We start from the raw sequence: 20,710 nt of genomic DNA on the forward strand, positions 1-20,710 counted from the left end.
TTTGCCTTTTGTTCTTACTACAAATATCTCCTCATCATTCTCCTAGTATACAGCATTAATGATCGACCTCATGATATCTTCAAAATTGAATGTTCATCCCTTTTTAGAAGGGTAGTCTCCCATTCAAATTCAATGTCAACCTTTTGTTTTTACGTAAATACATTTAAATCACTCCTTCTTTAGCTAACAATTTTTCATTAGAACTCATTCGCTAATTTAAAGACCATCATCCGTTCACCAGTACGTGTGCTTAGATCAGTATGAAAACTAACGATTTCTTTTCCTGTTATATTAAAAACCGCTTCCTTTAGCTCTTCTACACCTGATTCCACTAATTCAGATCGAGTTCTTTTGATTGTGGTGATTCCTTCTTTATCCTTGCATAATTTATACTCAGCCGGTGTTAATATTCCATTTAATGTGACGATAATCATATCGCGTACAATATCTGATTTCACAGAGATCGGGCCACGTCCAAGATACTCCTTCTCCCATTTTGTTACAGCTTTACTTATTTCAGCTTCAAACGTTCCTTTTGTTTTATTCATATAGTCCTCCCTTAAAAAAGTTTATACATTCAATTATGACACGAATTATAACAAATATCAGTTCTGCCAATCCTCTTCTTAATTGATAGTGGCCAATCAAATCCGGCCATCCCCTTAACAAACGTAAAGGAGATTGAAGCAGCCTCTGTAGCTAACTTTAACCTTACTCCTATTCCAACATAATCATTTAAACAATTCCATTGCGAATGGTTCATGCGTAGTCATCTCCCCAATAAAAAAGCCGACAATTTCAAGCCTTCAATGATGGGTGAACATCAATGAATCTTGAAAATTGTCGGCTTCCCTTCAACTAACTTCAAAAGTTTTTTGAAGAGCTACCTTTATAAAGGTTATAATACATACATGTTTATCTTTTTCCTTCAAAAATATATCAGTATATTTCTAATCGCTAAATGATGAAATAGACCGATTTACGTTACTTTTTCATTCTTTATACCTCTAGGAAACTTTTCCATCCATTTCGATATTATCTATCAAAAGGATGCTAAAGTTCCTAATAGTAGAAAGTCCAAATAAACATCTATCGCTTATTAAGTTCATTTAAATATATACCTCATCAAAAAAAAATTGTCAAGCAAGCCAAACTTTCACCGTTGCCCTTAGGTAATATTATATCCTTAATCTGTCTAACCACTTCCTTATTCAATTGGGTCGCGCACGACACGAAAGCCTTGGTCCGGACCACTTCCACTCGCCTCGAACTGACCGCGAAACGATATTTCGCTACTGCTCACATCACCGATCCAACCGCCACCTCTGACTACTCGATAAGAACCACTATCGCTTTCATGATTCACGTCGTCTCCATACCAATCCCAGCACCATTCCCTTACGTTACCTGACATATCGAATAGTCCTAACTCATTAGGATCTTTGCTTCCGGCATCATGTGTTCTAGTATGGTTATTTTCAATAATCGGCCAGTTCCAGTCTCCTGTTAAATATTGGTCTCCGGCGTTTCGCCAATACCAAGCTACCTCATCGACTTCATCACTTCCACTGTATGTGTAACCGTCACTCGACTGACCTCCACTTGCGGCATATTCCCATTCTGCTTCTGTCGGCAATCGGTATCCATTCGCCCCCTCATTAATCGTCACCGTCCATTTGATAGGATCATGTTCACTCTCATTGTTCGGATCTTTATTTTCCTTGTCAATGTTGTAATAAGGCACTAACCCTTCATCCATACTTCTTGCATTACAGTACTCGATCGCGTCATACCAGCTAACCATTTCTACAGGTAAGTTCTCCCCTTCAAAATAAGAGGGATTACCTCCCATAACCTCAATCCATTCTGCCTGAGTTACCTCATACTTGCCGATATAAAAGTCTTCTATGATGACACCTTCACTATAGAAATTGGAGTCCTCATTCACAAAAGAGCCACCTTCAACGAATACAAAACGATCATCCTGCCCTAGGCTTTCTTTGGTAGCAGACTCCTCTTGCGAACAAGCACTAGAAGCAACGATCATCGCAAAAAAGATCAGGAACATAAGTAGCTTTCTCATTCATAAATCTCCTTTATTAACAATGGATTACACCCTTGTTTAAATAAGGCACCGAAAAAGTTGAAAATGAAACTTTTTCAGCGCCTTTACTTGAATGCCTTCTTACACCTTTTCTAAACGAATAGGGCAAGCTATAGGCCACGCACGCCACAATGACCTATAACTCACCTCTACTATCGTCGAATCTCACCATTCGTCTTGCGAAGCGAATCACACCAAACTGACGGATAAGGAAAGAGATCATCTAATTTAGTATCGATATTAATAAAGTTAGTCATTATTCAGAATGCTTGCAACCCAATGATTGTTAAAGATCATCCCCCTTGTCGCAAGATAGAATGAAGTAGTAAATAGGTAAGTATCTTTTGGTGAAGTGAAACGGCTGGCTGTTGAACCTATTTGCCATAGCATTCGACGACCAAAAGCTATCTTTCTGTTATGAATCTGTTCCCGCCAGTTTTACTGCTTACACATCAATTACCACACCGTTACATTTGAGCTTCCACTACTTTGATAGCCCTCTGTTGCTAACACTTGGTAAGACCAATTACTTCCAAGGTTCATTCCTGCATTATTCCAAGCGTTAAAGTGGTTGTTAAATGTAATACTAGCGTTGTTCCCCGTCGGTCTCTTCGACTGTCTCACGCTCCAGAACTGTTGGAACGTTTGTGTTCCGTCAATCGAAGGCGCGTTATATCGCATCGTTGTATAGAGATCATATGTCGCTCCATCACTGAAAACCGTACCGCGGTGTGTACCAGTAGGGCGATAAGTTCCCCAGCTGTCCACAACGTAATACTCGATCAAAGAGTTTCTCGTCCATCCATAAAGCGTTAAATATGCATTACCGGACGGCTGCCACACACCAGCGTTATAATTGATAACCCGATTGTGAGAGCCTATTTCCCAACCTTTACCAACGACAAAGTTACCCGTATTTGTCCAATTCACACTATAGTTACCACCAGGCCCATTAGTAGCATTTACCGTTCCACCACCATCGGTCCAATTTTGCCAATACGTGTTCGCACTTACGGGAGATGCGATCATACACAGACTCAATATTGCTACAATAAATACAGTTAAGGTTTTCTTATTCATTTTCATTATACATTTACCCTCCTACTATTTTTATAGCACTACTTACCTACATACTACTTCCAAAATGATGTCCGCTTATTCATAATTTATGACGTGTCATTTATTTGAAGCATCTTACAACCACCTCCTCTATTTGTAAATTATAGAATGTAAACGCATACATTACATTTTAAAAACTATAGATTTACCCTCTCATTCTAAATATTCTTTCTACTAGATACAGGAGCATCGTTCCCATTTCTTTGCTCTGGACATTATTCATCATCTATTTAATGTGCTTATCTCAATCGTGATATTGTTCATCGTCTTCTTCAATGTCCTCTATCACAGGCTTTGAAGGTGATTGAGAAATTAAATTCAATCGTTCCAGATGCTAAGCTTTGAGTGGAAAAAGCCTATCATGTATACTTGATTAAAAAGGAGTGAATTATCATGTATCGTACAGTTGAAGATTTTATCCAAGATTGGTCTGCCGCTACTGCAGGGACAAACCAAGTGCTTGAAGCAATGACAGATGAGACGTTATCTCAATCAATCGTAGAAGGACATAGCTCTTTAGGCTGGTTAGGCTGGCATTTAGCAAATAGTCCTGTAAGCTTTGCTAGTTTAGTCGGTGTATCGGTTGCTCCCGCTAGTGACAGTCAGGACGTTCCGACGTCCGCTGCTGACATCTTAAATGCTTATAAGCAAGTTGGTGAGCGTGTGAAATCGAGAGTAGAAGAAACATTAACAGATGAAATGATGGTGGAGGAAGTTGAAGCGATGGGCAGGAAGGTTCCACGTGGTGCATTATTACGTCTCCTCATCGACCATCAAACCCACCACCGTGGGCAAATGACGGTTTTATTAAGACAAGCTGGATTACCTGTCCCTGGAATAATGGGACCTACACAAGAAGCACAGAATCAATAATGACGTCACACGGTCGTACTGAGGGCGATTTTCTGAAAAAGGACGCGACGCCACCATTGAATCGACTCCGAGTACTATGAGGAACAGACAACGTTTTATAACTTTCTAACCCATAAACAAAACGCATTTGAGAAATCATTCTCAAATGCGTTTTCACTACCAATTCAACCAAGAACCAAACGTATTAATCAAAGAGAGGAGGAATCAGCTTGAAGAAAACCATAACCGTTGTCGCCGCTATCATCGAAAACGAAAAAAATGAAATCTTATGCGCCCTCAGGTCCGCTAGCATGACACTCCCGAACATGTGGGAATTTCCAGGTGGAAAAGTAGAAAAAGACGAAGACCTCTTTACCGCGCTCAAAAGAGAAATAGACGAGGAATTACAATGTCAAATCGAAGCGACCGCTATATTTAATAACAACACACATGAATACGAAACATTTACAATTAACCTCATCTCGATTAAGGCGAAGATCATTCGTGGAACACCTGTACCAAATGAGCATTCTACATTGATTTGGTTAAAACGAGAAAATCTATCTTCACTGAAATGGGCGCCAGCAGACATTCCAGCAGTTGAGCAATTGATAGGTGAAAACTAGCCTTTCGATTGCCCCGCACCATTTAACCACTCTTCTACCATCTCATTAAATGCTACGGCGTTTGCAAGCGAAAAGCCATGACCGATTTGCGGAATCATGTGACCTTTGGCATAAGGATTGCTTTCAACGAGTGACTTCATAGAGTCTTTCATCACTTTCCGCTCTTTCTCTCCTACCGTCACTAAGATGTTGCTAGTCACATTCTTAAAGCCGTCAGGAATCGTAAATGACATGTTCTCTTGCATCACTCTCACAAACACATCTTTCTTCATTTGCCGGCTTTCTTGATAGTACTTCTCTTGATTGGTTTCATCGATGTACATCGATTTAGCTTGAATCGTAGAAAAGGTTTTATTTCTAACTAATGGGAACGCAGGAACCATTGATTTAATGAGGATATTGGCAAAAGGAATTGGTTTAACGAGCGCACTATTAATCATCGCAAAATCAATTAACTCTGGCTCCTTACTTAACATTGCCACTAACACTTGAGCTCCTAACGAAAAACCGATGACAATCACCGCTTTATCAGATTTTTTCTCCTTGATGAGCTCATTCATTTGCAAAGCAGACGATTCAATTGAAAAGGATTCCTCCTTACTACGACCATGACCAGGTAAATCGGGAACGATAATATGATAATTAGAGGCGAAATGCTCCACTTGCTTATCCCACATCCAGCCACTCACACCACCACCGTGGATAAGGACGAGGAGGGGCGCTTCATTCGATCCAGTTTCTTTATAGAGCAAGGGGTTTCCTCCTTTGTTGGCATAAATATATCCATTTTATAATTCGAGCTTTATTTGATTCTTCTCTGCCCATTGAAGTGCAATCTTCTGTAACTGTTGCTTTCGATATGCATACCACTCTTCATCAAGGTCATATTTGATCAACTTATTCTTAAACCTCCGAAAAGCACCTTTACCATTAATGGCTTTGAGAAAGTCCTGTCGAATATGAAGTGGTTGAATGACATCCGTACAGAAGTCCTCTATCATTTGATACTCTTCATAGTCCTCTAAAACCGGAAGTTCAATATATTGCTCCTCATGATCCAAAATATGTATCGCTTGCTTCCTAGCATCCAGCTGCCAGCCTGACAGTCCCTCTAGTGAATCATCATCCTCCACAACTCTCAAGTCGTCAAGACTCACAGTAACAATCTCACTAGTAGGCATATAAACAAATACTTTCCATTCTCTAAAAGAGGAATCTATTTCATCAATAATTGTTTCTAATTTAATAGTCATCGTGATACTCCTTTCGATATGTTTCCTGACACATTGGTCGAACGATAACTACATAATCACTTGCTTATATATACACTTAATACTACCTCGGAACCCAAATCGTATCATACCCATTTTTAATCGAATACTCATACAGCATCACCATTTTTCGTTCTTTGTAATTCATCATCATGCTTCTTACTTGCTGATCCTCTTGCTTATTCGTTAATACATGATTACGGTCAATCATAAACTCAAGAAACTCTCGCTTCGGAAGTTTGTCACTTTTTGAACGGTTGCACGTATGACAGGAAAGTACTAGATTCCAAATATGATCGGATTGTACAAACGACCAAGGAATAAAATGATCAACATGCGTTTCTCGTTTGTGACCAGAAAGAGTTTTGTTGCAGTAAAAACAACGCGCTTCAAAGTGATTCAGAAGTAACTTTTCAAAAGGTCTTAACGACGAACGTCTTGCAATACTTTCGACTTTTCCTAGAAGATAATTGATGCTTGGAACTTCATTTAACTGCTCAATCATTGCCGCTAGATGGTAGTTTGTTAAATTTACAATGAGTCGTTGATAATTTAGCATAAATGCATGCACAGGAGGGTTTATTTTAAAATATTCTTTTTTATGATCAAAAGCATAAAACGTACCTTTTGTATCTCCGTAAAGAGCACCAAATACATTCTCTTTCATTGTCGATTTCACTTTACTCACAATCTTAATTTGAATTTCTTCGGAAATCTTATCGAAACTAAATTCATTTGGGACTCCATACAATCTCTGAGCTTCCTTAATAATTGTGACGACTCTAGCATTCTTTCCACGGTTTTGTTTTTCTAAATGATGAGTCACAATTAAATTCCAATAAACCTTTGTGAACGAATAAGCCAATTGATCATAGGTTAATTCAAAGTTCTCATTAACCTGATACAGATTCTCTATCAATGATTTGATTAGAGCATACTTATACGTAGAAGATTTCACCGATTTATTAGAAAGGATAATGGTAAAAGTACGCCAAATATCTTCGTCAGTTAAATACGTTTCTTGTAATTCACCTACTTTTAACTTATGACTCATTCTATATCACGCCTTAGTAATTGACTTATTCCTCTACATCAATTAAAAAAATCCTCTCTTCAAAGCCACCTCGCTCAGTACGCTTCTTCTTTCTAACATGTTCAATCTCGCCCGGTTCAATACCTTCCAGTTTACCGAGTGCATAAACCACTTCTAGCAAATCGGCCATTTCTTCGACTTGCTCTTCTCGTAACTTCGCTTTTAATAGCTCATCCGTTTCTTCCTTTAGCTTCACCTTAAGTTCCTTTTCATATGTAGACTCATCTAATGTCATTGCCCGGAATCGTTTTCTGCTTTTTTCAATTGTGTCTGGGATTCGGTCTCTTACTAGTTTGTTGTATGTTGGCATTTTGGGCATCCTTTCATCGTTTTTTTTAAAAGTACAACGCTCATTTTCTATATAAACAAATAGTAAAATGATCTATAACGAAAAGTACCGATCATAATCATTGAAGTTGTTCAAACTTACATTCCAATATTAACAGTTCCAATTAATCAGATCTATCACCACATAAATAGAGATTATTTTCTATATTAATTAATAGAATTCACGGATGCACTTTACAATTTGTCAGCTGCGTAGACATGGAAACATCCTTTCTATTCCGGTAGAAATCTAAAACTTTATACCTATTATACAGAAAAGGTGTGATATTTGTTAGATATTGTATGAATTTACAGCTCTATATTTAGCCAGACGTAATAAAAAGAGCTCATTCAGGGAATGAACTCTTTGAATCATATAGTGATCTCTCTTTGCCGACACTTCTATTCCGTTTCACAAAGCTGAAGGTTTGCTTCTAATTCACCACTTTATTTTCTTCCTTCTGCATATGATCAACTCTTTCAAATGTTCTCAAGCTAAACCACATAATAATCATAGCAAATCCGCTAATCCCAATGATCGGAAAGAAACCTGGTATCATTCTAATGAATAGAAAAAATAATACAGTAACTGCTAGCATAAATAGAGTATTTAATGGATGCACGAATAATAAGAAGAATGCATTCCTAATTGTTGCGAAAATCGATACACTATAATAAACATATATTGGCATTACAAACAAGCAGAGACAAATAAGAATACTGAAAACGATTACTATCGGGTAATAACTATATTGAACGATTGAATGACCGATGACTTCCGCAATACTCATATTAATATACAGGAATAAACCAATTAAGGTTAATAACCAACCTAATAAATTACTTCGTATCAGTTCTTTCTTGAAAATTTTCCAAAAATGCTTTGTTATGTGTATGTCGCTAAAACCAGTCAACCACTTTTTGATGATAAAAAAGGTTGCGACAATTGCAGGAAAAAAACCGAATACAACGAATCCTAATAAACTGAATAAAATCGCAAGTAAATTGACATAGACTAATCGTATGATAGAATCAGCAAAATAATAAATTCTCTCCATTGCCATATAATGGCCCCCTACTCTTTTACAGACCCTAATGTAATACCATGTATGAAATATCTTTGCAAGAACGGATAAACCACTAACACTGGAATCATAGCAATAAATATTTTGGCTGCATCTAATGTTCGATTCGATAATTCACTCATACGTTTATATTGATCCTCAGTCATCGTAGACGGATCAACAGAAACAACTAATTGTTGAATATATGTTTGCAAAGGATAAAATTCTTCTCTAGTCATAAAAATTAAGCCGTATAAAAACTCATTCCAATGATAGACAATGCCAAACAATGAAATCGTCGCTAAAACTGGTACAGATAAGGGCATATATACTTTGAATAAGATATACCACGGTCCAGCACCATCCACTAATGCTGCTTCCTCCAATGAAGGAGGTAAATTCCTAAAAAAGTTAATCGTTAATATAATATAGAAAACAATAATTTGAGCTCCTCCAACAAGTACTAGCGCCCAAATACTATTCATTAAACCGTACGATTGGATCGTAATATATAATGGAATCAACCCACCATTAAATAGCATTGTAAATATCAATGTCCACATAATGAGATTTCGACCTTTGAAATCTTTTACCGTTTTAGAAAGAGGATACGCCATAAGTGGCACTATAATTAAATTCAATCCCGCTCCAAGTATGACCCTTTGAATCGATACCCAAAAAGACTTAAAAAACTGTCCATCTTGTAATAGTTGTTTATAAGAATTGAAGTTAAAATCTACCGGCCATAAAGTAACAGCACCTGCAGATGCAGCAGAACTAGAACTAAATGATAGAGCTAATGTATACCATAACGGAAGTATACATGTTATGGCAACCGCTACTAGAATGATAATAAGAATAACATCCGCTATTTTTGAAGATAATTGATTTCCTTTAACCATAACAGCACCTCCATTAGAAAATTCGATATTTGGTAAATCGATAGGCCAAGTAATAAGAAATCGTAATTAATAAAAATCCAACGACCGATTTCAATAGTCCAACAGCTGTTGCTAATTCGAATTGTAAATTAAGTAAACCAGCACGATACACCCACGTATCAATAATGTCACCCGTTGAATACACTAATGGATTGTACAGGTTGAAGATTTGATCGAAACCGGCATTTAATACATTCCCTAAGCTCAGTACAGCCAATAATACAGCTGTCGTACGAATGCCTGGCAACGTTACATGCCATAACTTTCTCCATCTTGACGCACCATCAATACCCGCAGCTTCATACAATGCTGGATTAATGCCGGTTAACGCAGCTAAGTAAATAATCGTATTAAACCCAAACTCTTTCCAGACGTCACTACCTACTACTAAATATGGAAATAAGTCAGCTCTTCCAAAGAAGAGAATCGGTTCCTGCCCAAACAATGATAATAATTGATTAACTGGACCCGCAAATGCAAAGATGTCTAACATTACACCACCTAAAATAACCCAAGATAAAAAATGTGGAAGATAGACAATTGTTTGTATCGTTCTTTTTAATCCCATATAACGAATTTCATTCAACATTAAGGCAAATACTAATGGTACGATCAAGTTCCCTATTATTTTCATAACAGCTATATAAATGGTATTAAAAAAAATTCTCATTGTATCATTTAATTGGAACATATAACGAAATACGTCTAAACCAACAAACTCAGAACCTAATACACCTTGTACAGGATTATAATTTTGAAAGGCAATAAAGATACCGAACATAGGAACAATACTAAAAAACACAATCCATATAACCCCAGGCAAAAGCATAATATAGTAATCTTTTGCAAAGCTTTTATTTCTCATGAGTTTATACTCCTTCCATTGAGTATCTATGGAATATAAAGGCGTCGACCATATACCGACGCCTTTATCATCATTATTCAGTCAATTCTACAACTTCTTCTACTTCACTCGTAATTTGTTCACCACCTTGGTTCAACCAATCTTCAACAAATGTATCGAAATCTTCTAATGGAGCGTTCCCCATAATAATTCTCAAAAAGGTCTCATCTTCCATAGCTTTTAGGTTCACCCATCTTTGTTCCATCGTATCTGTTTGTGAATAAGCTAAACTATGAACGCCATTGACTTCATTATCTACTAATGGGGAACCACCTACCATTAGAGCATAAGCTCTTGTCCACGCTCCACGATCTGAGTCTATATCCCAATGCTCAATATTATAATCATCATAGGGTTCTGTTTTAACATCTGTAATCGATTCCGCATCGGAAACTAATAGTTTATATTCTGGTTTATCCTCAAAGTCAGCTGGAGTTTTCGTTCCATTTAGTACTTCTCTTAATGCTTCTACGCTATATTCTGTCTCATCAGCTGGTGCAAATACTAAACGCAATGGGTAATAGCCTGGTCCACCTAAGCTTGGGTCAAAGGTTGCTTCATTATCTAATAAATTATTTAATATTTTCATGGCAGCTTCTGGGTGTTCGTAACCTTTTCTTACAACGACAAAGTTAGCAGATGGTGAGCTCAGACTTGGTCGGTATTCTCCATCCGCATTCAATGGAGTTGTGTATGCTTGCCAGTTAGCATTTGGATCTTCTGTAACAGCATCCGTTATCGGACCATATGGCATCCACCACGGTGCAAAAAACATCCCCGTTTCACCACTAATAACGGATTCACCTGGATCTTCCCTAACCCCTATTTCTCGATCAATTAAACCGTCTGCATACATGTCACGTAAAAATGATAAAGCTTCTTTCGTTTGATTTTGAGTGGCTCCATATGCAACATCGCCATTATCATCTTCAATCCAAAAGCCTGGATAAGCACCAAATGCTGCAAAAACACCGTCAAAACCATACAGATTATTCGTTGATTCTAAAAAATTAGCATATAATTTATTATTATTTCCTGGACCTGCAAGGCCAATTGTGTCATTTGCACCTGTTCCATTCGGATCATCTTCAGTAAAGGCCCTTGCCACTTCTTTTAATTCCTCTACTGTTTGCGGAACGTCTAACCCTAAGTGATCAAGCCAATCTTGACGTATCCACAACAAGTGGATACCATCCGCTTGTAATTGGACATTAGGGATAGCCATCATTCGACCATCGAATGTTACTGTTTCTTTAGCAATCCCATCTGTACTGTCTACAATTCTTTTGATAGCTGGAGAAGCATAATTCTCATAAATATCTGTCATCTCCGCGATTTGGTCTGTTTCTACTAGTTGGCGTAATTCTACTGGTCCGACAATCATAGCATCTGGTAAATCATTACTTGCAATCGCAAGACTAATTCGTTGGTTATAGTTCGATGGCGAAGCAGTGAAATCATGCTCCACTTGAATATTAAGATTCTCTTTCACGCTACGTGTGTATTGGTTGTCAAGTGGTGTATCATCTTCTGGCAATGATGTATCACTTGGGTCTACCTCTTGTGCAATTGAGATAGTGATCGTCTCATCATACGCACCAAACGGATCTCCTGGTTCTGAGGAAGTAGTATTCTCTGTCTCATTACTAGATTGTCCTTCAGAAGAATCGTCATTAGAACAAGCAACCATACTGAATACGAATAAGAACAGTGACAATAAAATTAATTTTTTCAATGTTATTTCCCCCTTGTTCTCAATAGTTTTTTTACAACTTCATCATATCCACAAATGAAAGCGCATACAACGGGATGGTTGTTTTTAAAATACGGAGAGATTTGTGTTGCATTTATATTTGATAAGGAAGATTTTAACTATCACAACACTTTAGTCATACAAATAGTATTCATTTGTCTACCTTATCCGCAAATGTATACGTGTAGCTGTCGCTTAGATTACAACATCGATGTAAACGTCACTTCGAAAGTCATCCTCTGTGCATTTTAAAAAGCATCAACCAACCTAAACTAATAAATAGTTAAAGGTCGTTGATACTTATTTTAGTTTATATGTTCACCTAATAATAACCACTTTCGCAGTATGGACAGTATAAAGTGCATGTTTAAATGACATTTAAGACCCTTGTTTTATTTTTCGATAATCGCTAGGCAAAAGACCTGTCTCTAAACGGAAGATTTTACTGAAATACTTCACATCAATATAGCCAACTTTTTCTGAAATGACACCTATTCTATCATTCGTATTTTGTAAGTAGTGCTTTGCTTTGTGAATTCTTACGAATCGAACATATTCATTGAAGGTCTGGCCAACAATATCTTTAAAGCATTTAGAAAAATAACTTCTACTCATATTCACCTGTTCTGATATGTCATTCGCAGTAATTGGTGAATTTATATTATTTTCGATCATAGATAGTGCCTGGATAATACACTTATTCGCTTCAGGTGAATAATGAGAGCAATAGGTTTCTAAATATATTTTCTGCTTCACTTCATAGAACCACTTCTCCACTTCTTTCCAGTGAGCAAATTCATCAGGCATCTGAATCTCAAATGATAATTGTTCATAAAACATACGAGTGCACTTATTAATCGTCCATAATAAAACATCTTCTAATTGGCTCTTATTAAGACGCGCATTTTTGATCATTTGCAAAAGATTCGTTAATTCTAATTCATTCGTAATCCATTCTAATGAATGAATTTGCTTTTTCCATTTACCAAGTTGCTCTTTTGAAATTCTTTCAGGTAAAAGGATTTGGTCTATATTTTTTATTGCTACTTTATAATCTGATTCTAATTCATAAAAGATTAGTTGTTCATAATGGTCTATTAATTTGTTTATTTCGATCTTATCTTTGTTTCCATTTGAGGTGATGCATAATAATGGACCGATATTTTGATGGTATTTTATTAAAGTGTCCACTAACAACTCAACCGAAAAACGATTAGTCTTTATGATCAAACAGTTTTCATTAGCTACATTCATATGTTGAGAGTCTAGTACACCTTTTAAAATATTATGACAATCAAATGCATGATCAGTAAGCAATACATATCCATTGTCAATACTTTCTTCAACATAGTATTTAGAAGTATGACTCTTGCTTTTAATTCGGTTTCTAATTCGATTTAGACTCTCATCCATATTTTCTTCATCTAACTCAACTTTTGCTATATAATCAATTGCCCCTAATCTCATAGCCTCTTGAATATATTCAAAATCTCGATGTAATGATAAAACGACAATAGCAATACGCGGATATTTTTTTGTTACGACTCTTATTAGTTCTATTCCAGACATAATGGGCATAGCTAAATCTGTAATGATTAAATCTACTGATTCTTGTTCTAATACTTCTAATGCTTTTTCACCATTTTTTGCATCATTAACAATGTGCATATCATATTTTTCCCAATTAAAGGTCGAAATAAGGCTACTGCGAACTAACTTGTCATCTTCCACAATCAGTACATTTATCATGGGTTTTCCCCCTTAATGAATGGTATTGACAATCGAATGGTAGTTCCCTTGCCTAAAGTACTTTGAATCTCAAGCATGCCATATTCGCCATAGGTTCTATCCATAACCCTTTTTACATAGTTTAAACCAATTCCCATCCCACTCTTCGTTTGTTTGTGAGTTTCTTTATAAAGAATCTCTTTCATTTTCTCTTTCTCCATACCTCTACCATCATCTGTAATTTCAATGATAATTCTACTATCTTTACGATTTACGTTAATACGAATAGTCCCTTCATCAACTAGCCCATGGTAGATTGAATTTTCAACGATCGGCTGCAAAATGAATCTTGGAATGACTGTACGGAGTACTCCACTTGAAACCTGAATATTAGTTTCATAAGAAAAATCATAACGAATTTGTTGAAGCTTCAAATATTGCTCCATTGAATCTAACTCATCTTCTAGCGTCGATAAAATTCCTAATTTGCCCATATTGTAATATAACAATTTATTTAGAGACGTCAACAAGTGCGTTAATTCTTTTCTTTCTCCAGAAATGGCTAACCATTTTGCGGTGTCTAACGTATTCATTAAAAAGTGAGGACTAATTTGGTGCTTCAATTTTTCTACTTCTAAATCAGCTCTTTTTCTTTCTTTTTTTTCAATCTCTTTGATCAATTCTGCAATTTTCGTTCGCATCGCTCTAAATCGTGTGACAAGATCTGAAAACTCTGGTATTTTCGTATCAACGATATCAGTATGAAAATTATTATTTCCCACAAGCTTAATTTCTCTTCTAAATTCATTGATTGGTTTATAAATCGTCTTCCATAGGATTAAAGATACAAGAAAACTGATCACGACAAATAAGATCATAATGTAAATCATTAAAAGAACCCATTGATTCATTTCTTGGTTATATTCTGATATAGGTATAAGTGCAATAATACTCCAGCCTTCATCCGTTTGCTCTTGAAACCAATAGTAGCCGTTTTTCTTACCATAAGTACTATGTTCACGATTAAAGTATTGATTTTTCGGAAACAAGTCACTATCGCTATAAATGATTTGATCAGAATCATCTAAAATCATATATTCGGCATCATTCATAACGTGATCTATTGCTAATAAATCATTCGTTAGATCGAGGTTTGATTCTAAATAAACATAGACATTTCGATCAATCCCCATGTTAAGCTCTCTAATTGTCGACAGAACATACGAATCTTTATACCGTTCCATACTCACATGCGGGCCAAACATATACATACTAGAACCTTCACTTATAATTGTATCGCTATCAATGACAAATGGGTCTTTTACACCATAGTTATTAAAAAAATAATCATCATCTCCCTCTATATAAATGAAAACCAGACCAATACTCGGATTACTAAATGTGACTAAATTCAATTCACTTTTTATTTCGTCATACAGTGTGACACGCTCGTATGATTGAGGAAGATGTAAATAGTCATAAAAGTTATACGTAATGTTATCAGAGAATACAATTTGCTGAGCGACATAATTTAGATCATCTATTTTATTTTCTATCGATAATCTAATTTGCTGCACATTACTATTGAAAGTGGAGTGTAGCTTACTAGTTAAAATAGAGGACATCGAGAAATATGAGAATAAAATTGTAAAAGTTAGCAACAAAAAGGTACCTGTGCCTAAAAGAATTGAAATTCTACTTTTCAAGCTCATTGCTACAAAAAAGGTTCGAAATCGACGAAAAGCTTTCATACATCCATTCACTCCACGAAATGTAATGACAATACTAAAAAGTAAACGCTTTCTTACATTATAATAGCATATATTAAAACATTTTGAGATAGTAACTATCATACTAAAGAACTATTCATCTTCCCTTGACTCACAAAAAAACTACGTAACCCCATTCGTTACGTAGTCATTTTTACATTTATATGTGTGGCCAACCATCCTCTCCCCAATACAACGGTCTTATTTGTAAGGTCGGCTTTCCTTTATTCTTCGCATCATAGGCGTGATTGACAAGAATACTAGAATCCCCTGAAAAATAAACCGCACAATGGCCAGGGCCAATCCAACGCTCATCACCTGCGTCTACCAATGTTCCTCCACCTTCCATCATCGACTTTCCCTCTTGATCTACATAAGGTCCAATAACATCCTTTGATCTTCCAACGACGATATTGTATGTGCTATCTACCCCGCGACAGCAAAAATCAAACGAGACAAATTGATAATAGTACCCGTCGCGATGGACAATGAACGGCGCCTCAATCGTATTCGGTTCAAGCTTTCTTGTGGAGATAACGATCCGTTCGGCGTCAGTAGCTGGCTTCATTGTTTTGGGATCTAATGGAATTAGCTGCATCCCTCCCCAAAATGATCCAAAGTTTAACCAAGGCTGTCCCTGTTCATCTACAATTAAATTCGCATCAATCGCATTGTACGGATCGTCAGCTGATGAGTGAATCACATAGCCTTGATCCTTCCATTCAAAGTCTCGATGCTCGCGATTTAACGTTGTGTTCGTCACTAAGCCAATTGTGGATGTATTTTTTCCAAACGTCGAAACCGAATAATACATATAATATACGCCGTTATAATAGGAAATGTCAGGTGCCCAAATACTCTCCTCTGTCTTTTCCGGCACATATTCTTTGCTCCATTCAGGCAACGATGAAAAGACTGGCTTTTCCTGCTTCCAAACGATACCATCATCTGAGGATTTCACCCCAATCCCCCTACCAGTATGAAAGACATACCACTTGTCACCTTCTTTACTAATAACCGGATCATGCGCCCACAAAGCACCTTTTAACTCCCAGTTTTTCTTATAAAAATCAATCCCTTTAAAGCATTCCGTGTTAAACATCCTATTTCTCCTTCCCTTCGTCAGCTCTTAATTGTTGAATCAGAATAAAGCCCTTTCAAAAAAAAAAAAAATGCAACGCTTACAAATATATTAAGTTAATATTTTTATTAATATATTTATATATATACACTTCATTATATAATAGATAGCAACGTATTTCATTTATAAAATGGTGGTATTGCTCAAAAAATTAATGAAGCATCGACCTTTTTAAGATTCGGTTCTGAATATGATAAAAAGACCCATTCTCAAACACGTTTGGCTTCTCCGCAAATCGGTGATTACGAAAATAAATATCAACGACTCCTACTGGTAAGAGTAAGGTCAATCCAATCATGAATCATTCCTATTCCCCGTAGATGAGATACCTTATCAAACTACCTAAAAAACTGAGAAGGCGGTACTTTATAATGCTTCTTAAATGCTTTTGAAAAGCTATAAGGGTCTGGGTATCCGAGCTTGTTGGCAATTTGTTGAATCGTGTAATGTTTACTAAATAACAGCTCGCGAGCTCGGTTCATTTTCAGCTGATACATATACCTCCCTGGCGTCATACCAAGTGCTTGTTTAAAATAGTGGATAAAATACTTCTCTGACATTCCTGCAAGAGTAGCTAAATCCTTAATACGCAGTGTTGTATGCAAATGCTCATTTACATAATTAAAGACGGGTTTTAAGTGGTCCAAATGCCCCGTTTGATTATGAGAAGGTGATAGGCTTGTAAATGTTCCTCGATAATCGCCTGTTCCGTACTTTTCGATTATCTTAGCAATCAGAATCGTTAGACATCCTTTTAAGCGGATTCCTGACATCGGGGCGTTCTGTTTGTATTGGTTATATGTTTCAAGAAATAGTTCAACTTCCTCTTTCACAAGTCCATGTTTGATCACACCTGACAATTGAAAGTGGTTTAAGAAATCAAGGCGATCTCCTAATATGAAATCAAAATGGGTAAAAATAAACTGACAAGGTCCATCTACTGTTGTTGCAGTATAGGCAACCATTGGGCTGAATAGAACGAGATCACCTACTGACGCCTTATAAACCTCCTCATTAATGTGAATCTCTACTTGCCCTTTTTGAATGTACCATAGGTCATAGTCAATATGGTTTTTACTTTCAACCCATTGGCTAGGGTGGGCTATTTCATGACTACCATATATACGTAGCATCGCATGCTCGGCAAGCTCGTTAAAAAGGATTACGTTATCCATAATTTATCTACCTCATACTTTTAGACATAGTCGTTTCCCTTAATTATAACAATAGGAACTAATGAAACGAAATAATCGTACTAAATGACATCTTATACTTACCTGCGTACATTTTTATTTCTAGTCATTGTTTTATAATTGGAACAAATAACATTTGGAGGGGATGACAATCGCTACATATCCGAAGGTAGTCGTGTTAGGTGCAGGAAGTTTATTCTTTGGACGTCAAGCTATTTGGCAGATGGTCCATTCAGAACACTTGAATAAAGGTACGTTAGCATTAGTTGATACGAATGAAGAGCGGTTAAACAAGCTAGTTAAACTCGCTAAGATGGTTGTAGAAGCAAATAACGTAGAGTTGAAGATTGAAGGCTCCACTGATCGGACGAAGGTCCTTAAGAATGCTGACTTTGTCGTCCTTAGCTTTGCTGTTGATACAGTGAAATATAGAGGAATGGATTGTACGATTTCTGAGAAATTTGGTATTAGAATGTGTTCAGGCGATACGATTGGTCCTGGTGGAATTTTCCGAGCGATGCGTGAGTTGCCGAATATTATGGAATGTGCAAAGGACATAGAGGCGCTTTGTCCAAATGCGTGGGTGATCAATTATATTAACCCATCCACCGTACATGGAATGGCATTGAAACGATATGCCCCAAATTTGAAAAGCTTTGCTTTGTGCGATTCACATCATATGCCACATAAGAAAATATTATATGCACAACGAGCAGGGATCATAAACGATGCAAAAGAGTATACAGCAGATGTTGACCGTCAGTTTGATATACGTATTGCCGGCGTCAATCATTTCACTTGGTTGATCAAGGCGGAGTACAAAGGGGAAAATGTTCTTCCTATTATTGCACAATCGCTAAAACGCTCAGCCGAAACAGAAACGGTAGGCGGAGATACAGGTGCAAAAGCGTTATTTAATGATAAAATTAGCTTTCAATTATATGACATATTCGGAAGTGTTCCAACATGTACAGCCCATACAAAAGAATATGTACCGTACTGGCAAGGACTCGGGAAATTAAAAGAAGACATTCCACCACTTTCAATTTGGGAAACCGATGATCGATATAAGCGGCATGAGGAAATGTGGGAACAGGTGGATCGTTTTCTAAATGGTGAATCTCCGATTGAAGAATATATGACGCTATTCGGCCCCGACCATGCTACAGATATTATTGAGAATATGGTAGGTGGATTAAATAAGCCATTTTACATTAATACATGGAACAAAGGTGCTGTTACGAATATGAGTGATGATGCCTTTTTAGAACTGTTATGTGAAGTGACAATGGATGGGGTGAAGCCTTTACCTGTAGGGGAAATGCCTCGCGGAATTAGAGGGATGCAGGAGGTCGTCTTAGATACTCATGAAATAACCGTTGAAGCTGTTTTAGAAGGCAGTTACGAGAAATTGCGAAGAGCGATGTTAACAGATCCATTAGTTCATTCAATTGCTGATGCTGATCAGATCATTCATGAGCTGTTGCAATTAGAAAAGGACATCATTCCTCAGCATTGGTATGATACTTCGGATTAAGAAATACACGGTAGGCTTCGTCGAGCTGTGTCGTCCGATGTCCTAATTTCCTAAAAGTGGGACATGTAACAAGCGAAGCAGACGCCACCCGTGAAGCCTGTCGTTCTCTTATGTAATCGTCATTCCTCTATTTGCGTCATAAAGCCTTTATTGAGGCTGTTGTAGGATCCTCATTCCGCTATTTCCCCATGTCCCCTCCTTTTCCTTCCGACTTTATCAAAATAACGGAATGAGGAACCGCCTTATGCATCATGAACCACATTTCTCGCATTTAGCGGAATAAGGATCCTTTTGGTCACCCATTCCAAAGCTATAGAGTAGATTGCCATTCACCTTCTCTTACCAAAGGATCTATTTCAATTCGTTAAGATTTTAATAAGGGTTCTCTTGTAACCCCATCAATAATAGAAAACTCTCCACTCCTATTATCCATGATTAAACCACGAACTTTCACATAAGCTGGTATGAAAGGATGATTTCGAATAATTTCCACACTCTTCTCAATACTTTCGGTTATATTCTTTTTTCCTTCTAACCAATCTATTACCTTGCCACCTGAAAATTCAGGTCGACAATTTTGAAAAAGATAGTCCAACCTTTCTACTTTATCCTTCATGCCTTTACTCTCAGAATAAAGTAGGCTTTCTAGATCGACTGGATCAGTTTCCTTGTCTTTTATTCCTACTACAAAAATCTCTTCAACATTCTCTTGATAAACTGCAATGATGATCGATCTCATTATATCACCATAAGGATGAGAGATTTCGGGACCGTAGCTTTGTAAAGTTAACATATTTTCCGGCTGAACGTTAACTACATCTTCTAGGAGGGTCTCCAATTCAGGATCAATGTCAATTAAACATAACGATTTTTTGTTAATTTTATCTACACTCATTTCATTCACTCCTTCCATGGTTCCCTTTTTCATCAAACTCATTTGATAATTTAAAGACCATCATCCGTTCGCCCGTACGTGTGCTTAGATCAGTATGAAAACTAACGACTTTTTTCCCTGTTATCGTAAAAATAACTTCCTTTAGCTCTTCTACTCCTGATTCCACTAATTCAGTTCGAGTTCTTTTGATTGTTGTTATTCCTTCTTTATCCTTACACAATTTATACTCAGCTGGGGTTAATATTCCATTTAATGTGACGATTATCATATCGCGTAAAATATCTGATTTCACAGAGATCGGACCACGCCCAAGATACTCCTTCTCCCATTTTGTTACAGCTTTACTGATTTCAGATTCAAACGTGCCTTTCGATTTATTCATATAATCCTCCT

General features: G+C 36.8%; 22 protein-coding genes. 3 read left to right on the forward strand and 19 right to left on the reverse strand.

The genetic code is table 11. The annotated features are described in order from the left end of the window. Positions 1–197: 197 nt before the first annotated feature. From ACERJO_RS18640 to ACERJO_RS18655, 4 genes are all read right to left on the reverse strand, one after another. Positions 198–548: a Na-translocating system protein MpsC family protein gene (locus ACERJO_RS18640; protein ID WP_373648478.1), complete on the reverse strand. Its 351-nt coding sequence runs from the start codon at positions 546–548 to the stop codon at positions 198–200. A gap of 29 nt (positions 549–577) precedes the next feature. After that, positions 578–763 carry a hypothetical protein gene (locus tag ACERJO_RS18645; protein WP_373648479.1) on the reverse strand — a complete coding sequence of 62 codons (186 nt, stop codon included), beginning with the start codon at positions 761–763 and terminating at the stop codon, positions 578–580. A gap of 444 nt (positions 764–1,207) precedes the next feature. After that, complete coding sequence (locus ACERJO_RS18650) at positions 1,208–2,083, reverse strand: formylglycine-generating enzyme family protein (RefSeq protein ID WP_373648480.1); 876 nt, start codon at positions 2,081–2,083, stop codon at positions 1,208–1,210. Positions 2,084–2,560: 477 nt separating this feature from the next. Beyond that, positions 2,561–3,193, reverse strand: coding sequence for a glycoside hydrolase family 11 protein (locus tag ACERJO_RS18655; RefSeq protein WP_308446102.1), 633 nt, complete (start codon positions 3,191–3,193; stop codon positions 2,561–2,563). Positions 3,194–3,616: 423 nt separating this feature from the next. Between ACERJO_RS18655 and ACERJO_RS18660 the strand changes: the two genes are divergently transcribed. Together ACERJO_RS18660 and ACERJO_RS18665 are read left to right on the forward strand one after the other, a co-directional pair. Continuing rightward, on the forward strand, positions 3,617–4,096 hold the full coding sequence (locus ACERJO_RS18660) for a DinB family protein (RefSeq protein WP_247106800.1): 480 nt from the start codon (positions 3,617–3,619) through the stop codon (positions 4,094–4,096). A 209-nt stretch (positions 4,097–4,305) separates the two neighbouring features. Further along, positions 4,306–4,701 (forward strand): (deoxy)nucleoside triphosphate pyrophosphohydrolase, encoded by a 396-nt coding sequence (locus tag ACERJO_RS18665; RefSeq protein WP_373648481.1) that lies wholly within the window; start codon positions 4,306–4,308, stop codon positions 4,699–4,701. Here ACERJO_RS18665 and ACERJO_RS18670 read toward each other — a convergent pair. The 13 genes from ACERJO_RS18670 to ACERJO_RS18730 form a co-directional block, all read right to left on the reverse strand. Beyond that, positions 4,698–5,453, reverse strand: coding sequence for an alpha/beta fold hydrolase (locus tag ACERJO_RS18670; protein WP_373648483.1), 756 nt, complete (start codon positions 5,451–5,453; stop codon positions 4,698–4,700). The genes ACERJO_RS18665 and ACERJO_RS18670 overlap by 4 nt on opposite strands. Positions 5,454–5,489: 36 nt before the next feature. Beyond that, on the reverse strand, positions 5,490–5,954 hold the full coding sequence (locus ACERJO_RS18675; protein ID WP_373648484.1) for a UPF0158 family protein: 465 nt from the start codon (positions 5,952–5,954) through the stop codon (positions 5,490–5,492). Positions 5,955–6,036: 82 nt separating this feature from the next. Further along, on the reverse strand, positions 6,037–7,026 hold the full coding sequence (locus ACERJO_RS18680) for an HNH endonuclease domain-containing protein (RefSeq protein ID WP_373648485.1): 990 nt from the start codon (positions 7,024–7,026) through the stop codon (positions 6,037–6,039). Positions 7,027–7,051: 25 nt separating this feature from the next. Next, positions 7,052–7,375, reverse strand: a complete 324-nt coding sequence (locus tag ACERJO_RS18685) for a pyrophosphohydrolase domain-containing protein (RefSeq protein WP_373648486.1) — start codon at positions 7,373–7,375, stop codon at positions 7,052–7,054. 451 nt (positions 7,376–7,826) lie between these two features. Beyond that, on the reverse strand, positions 7,827–8,456 hold the full coding sequence (locus ACERJO_RS18690) for a YesL family protein (RefSeq protein ID WP_373648487.1): 630 nt from the start codon (positions 8,454–8,456) through the stop codon (positions 7,827–7,829). Between the two features lie 11 nt (positions 8,457–8,467). After that, positions 8,468–9,358 carry a carbohydrate ABC transporter permease gene (locus tag ACERJO_RS18695; RefSeq protein ID WP_247106807.1) on the reverse strand — a complete coding sequence of 297 codons (891 nt, stop codon included), beginning with the start codon at positions 9,356–9,358 and terminating at the stop codon, positions 8,468–8,470. A gap of 13 nt (positions 9,359–9,371) precedes the next feature. Beyond that, positions 9,372–10,262: an ABC transporter permease gene (locus ACERJO_RS18700; RefSeq protein ID WP_373648488.1), complete on the reverse strand. Its 891-nt coding sequence runs from the start codon at positions 10,260–10,262 to the stop codon at positions 9,372–9,374. Between the two features lie 73 nt (positions 10,263–10,335). After that, positions 10,336–12,036 (reverse strand): extracellular solute-binding protein, encoded by a 1,701-nt coding sequence (locus ACERJO_RS18705; RefSeq protein WP_373648489.1) that lies wholly within the window; start codon positions 12,034–12,036, stop codon positions 10,336–10,338. Positions 12,037–12,432: 396 nt separating this feature from the next. Then, the gene (locus tag ACERJO_RS18710) at positions 12,433–13,803 is read right to left on the reverse strand and encodes a response regulator transcription factor (RefSeq protein ID WP_373648490.1); all 1,371 of its coding nucleotides are present in this window, start codon (positions 13,801–13,803) and stop codon (positions 12,433–12,435) included. Further along, entirely contained in the window at positions 13,800–15,533 is a 1,734-nt protein-coding gene (locus ACERJO_RS18715; protein WP_373648491.1) for a sensor histidine kinase, read from the reverse strand. Before ACERJO_RS18715 ends, ACERJO_RS18710 begins: the two co-directional genes overlap by 4 nt. A gap of 178 nt (positions 15,534–15,711) precedes the next feature. Continuing rightward, positions 15,712–16,653 (reverse strand): family 43 glycosylhydrolase, encoded by a 942-nt coding sequence (locus ACERJO_RS18720; protein WP_373648492.1) that lies wholly within the window; start codon positions 16,651–16,653, stop codon positions 15,712–15,714. 190 nt (positions 16,654–16,843) lie between these two features. Beyond that, complete coding sequence (locus ACERJO_RS18725) at positions 16,844–16,990, reverse strand: hypothetical protein (RefSeq protein ID WP_373648493.1); 147 nt, start codon at positions 16,988–16,990, stop codon at positions 16,844–16,846. Positions 16,991–17,030: 40 nt separating this feature from the next. Next, the gene (locus tag ACERJO_RS18730) at positions 17,031–17,867 is read right to left on the reverse strand and encodes an AraC family transcriptional regulator (RefSeq protein ID WP_373648494.1); all 837 of its coding nucleotides are present in this window, start codon (positions 17,865–17,867) and stop codon (positions 17,031–17,033) included. A 163-nt stretch (positions 17,868–18,030) separates the two neighbouring features. Here ACERJO_RS18730 and ACERJO_RS18735 point away from each other — a divergent pair, with 163 nt between their 5' ends. Continuing rightward, positions 18,031–19,422 (forward strand): family 4 glycosyl hydrolase, encoded by a 1,392-nt coding sequence (locus ACERJO_RS18735; protein WP_373648495.1) that lies wholly within the window; start codon positions 18,031–18,033, stop codon positions 19,420–19,422. 364 nt (positions 19,423–19,786) lie between these two features. Here the strand turns inward: ACERJO_RS18735 and ACERJO_RS18740 are convergent, their stop codons facing one another. Further along, entirely contained in the window at positions 19,787–20,317 is a 531-nt protein-coding gene (locus tag ACERJO_RS18740) for a carbonic anhydrase (protein WP_373648496.1), read from the reverse strand. A gap of 1 nt (position 20,318) precedes the next feature. After that, on the reverse strand, positions 20,319–20,699 hold the full coding sequence (locus ACERJO_RS18745; RefSeq protein WP_373648497.1) for a Na-translocating system protein MpsC family protein: 381 nt from the start codon (positions 20,697–20,699) through the stop codon (positions 20,319–20,321). Between the last annotated feature and the right edge of the window lie 11 nt (positions 20,700–20,710).

It is taken from the genome of Halalkalibacter sp. AB-rgal2 (genome assembly GCF_041821005.1).
Classification (GTDB): domain Bacteria; phylum Bacillota; class Bacilli; order Bacillales; family Bacillaceae_D; genus Halalkalibacter.

What these genes read in the sequence shown, in the direction of transcription:
- ACERJO_RS18640 (WP_373648478.1), bottom strand. Translation starts at nt 548, where the DNA reads ATGAATAAAACAAAAGGAACGTTTGAAGCTGAAATAAGTAAAGCTGTA.
- ACERJO_RS18645 (WP_373648479.1), bottom strand. Translation starts at nt 763, where the DNA reads ATGAACCATTCGCAATGGAATTGTTTAAATGATTATGTTGGAATAGGA.
- ACERJO_RS18650 (WP_373648480.1), bottom strand. Translation starts at nt 2,083, where the DNA reads ATGAGAAAGCTACTTATGTTCCTGATCTTTTTTGCGATGATCGTTGCT.
- ACERJO_RS18660 (WP_247106800.1), top strand. Translation starts at nt 3,617, where the DNA reads ATGTATCGTACAGTTGAAGATTTTATCCAAGATTGGTCTGCCGCTACT.
- ACERJO_RS18675 (WP_373648484.1), bottom strand. Translation starts at nt 5,954, where the DNA reads ATGACTATTAAATTAGAAACAATTATTGATGAAATAGATTCCTCTTTT.
- ACERJO_RS18680 (WP_373648485.1), bottom strand. Translation starts at nt 7,026, where the DNA reads ATGAGTCATAAGTTAAAAGTAGGTGAATTACAAGAAACGTATTTAACT.
- ACERJO_RS18685 (WP_373648486.1), bottom strand. Translation starts at nt 7,375, where the DNA reads ATGCCAACATACAACAAACTAGTAAGAGACCGAATCCCAGACACAATT.
- ACERJO_RS18690 (WP_373648487.1), bottom strand. Translation starts at nt 8,456, where the DNA reads ATGGCAATGGAGAGAATTTATTATTTTGCTGATTCTATCATACGATTA.
- ACERJO_RS18695 (WP_247106807.1), bottom strand. Translation starts at nt 9,358, where the DNA reads ATGGTTAAAGGAAATCAATTATCTTCAAAAATAGCGGATGTTATTCTT.
- ACERJO_RS18700 (WP_373648488.1), bottom strand. Translation starts at nt 10,262, where the DNA reads ATGAGAAATAAAAGCTTTGCAAAAGATTACTATATTATGCTTTTGCCT.
- ACERJO_RS18710 (WP_373648490.1), bottom strand. Translation starts at nt 13,803, where the DNA reads ATGATAAATGTACTGATTGTGGAAGATGACAAGTTAGTTCGCAGTAGC.
- ACERJO_RS18715 (WP_373648491.1), bottom strand. Translation starts at nt 15,533, where the DNA reads ATGAAAGCTTTTCGTCGATTTCGAACCTTTTTTGTAGCAATGAGCTTG.
- ACERJO_RS18720 (WP_373648492.1), bottom strand. Translation starts at nt 16,653, where the DNA reads ATGTTTAACACGGAATGCTTTAAAGGGATTGATTTTTATAAGAAAAAC.
- ACERJO_RS18725 (WP_373648493.1), bottom strand. Translation starts at nt 16,990, where the DNA reads ATGATTGGATTGACCTTACTCTTACCAGTAGGAGTCGTTGATATTTAT.
- ACERJO_RS18730 (WP_373648494.1), bottom strand. Translation starts at nt 17,867, where the DNA reads ATGGATAACGTAATCCTTTTTAACGAGCTTGCCGAGCATGCGATGCTA.
- ACERJO_RS18735 (WP_373648495.1), top strand. Translation starts at nt 18,031, where the DNA reads ATGACAATCGCTACATATCCGAAGGTAGTCGTGTTAGGTGCAGGAAGT.
- ACERJO_RS18740 (WP_373648496.1), bottom strand. Translation starts at nt 20,317, where the DNA reads ATGAGTGTAGATAAAATTAACAAAAAATCGTTATGTTTAATTGACATT.
- ACERJO_RS18745 (WP_373648497.1), bottom strand. Translation starts at nt 20,699, where the DNA reads ATGAATAAATCGAAAGGCACGTTTGAATCTGAAATCAGTAAAGCTGTA.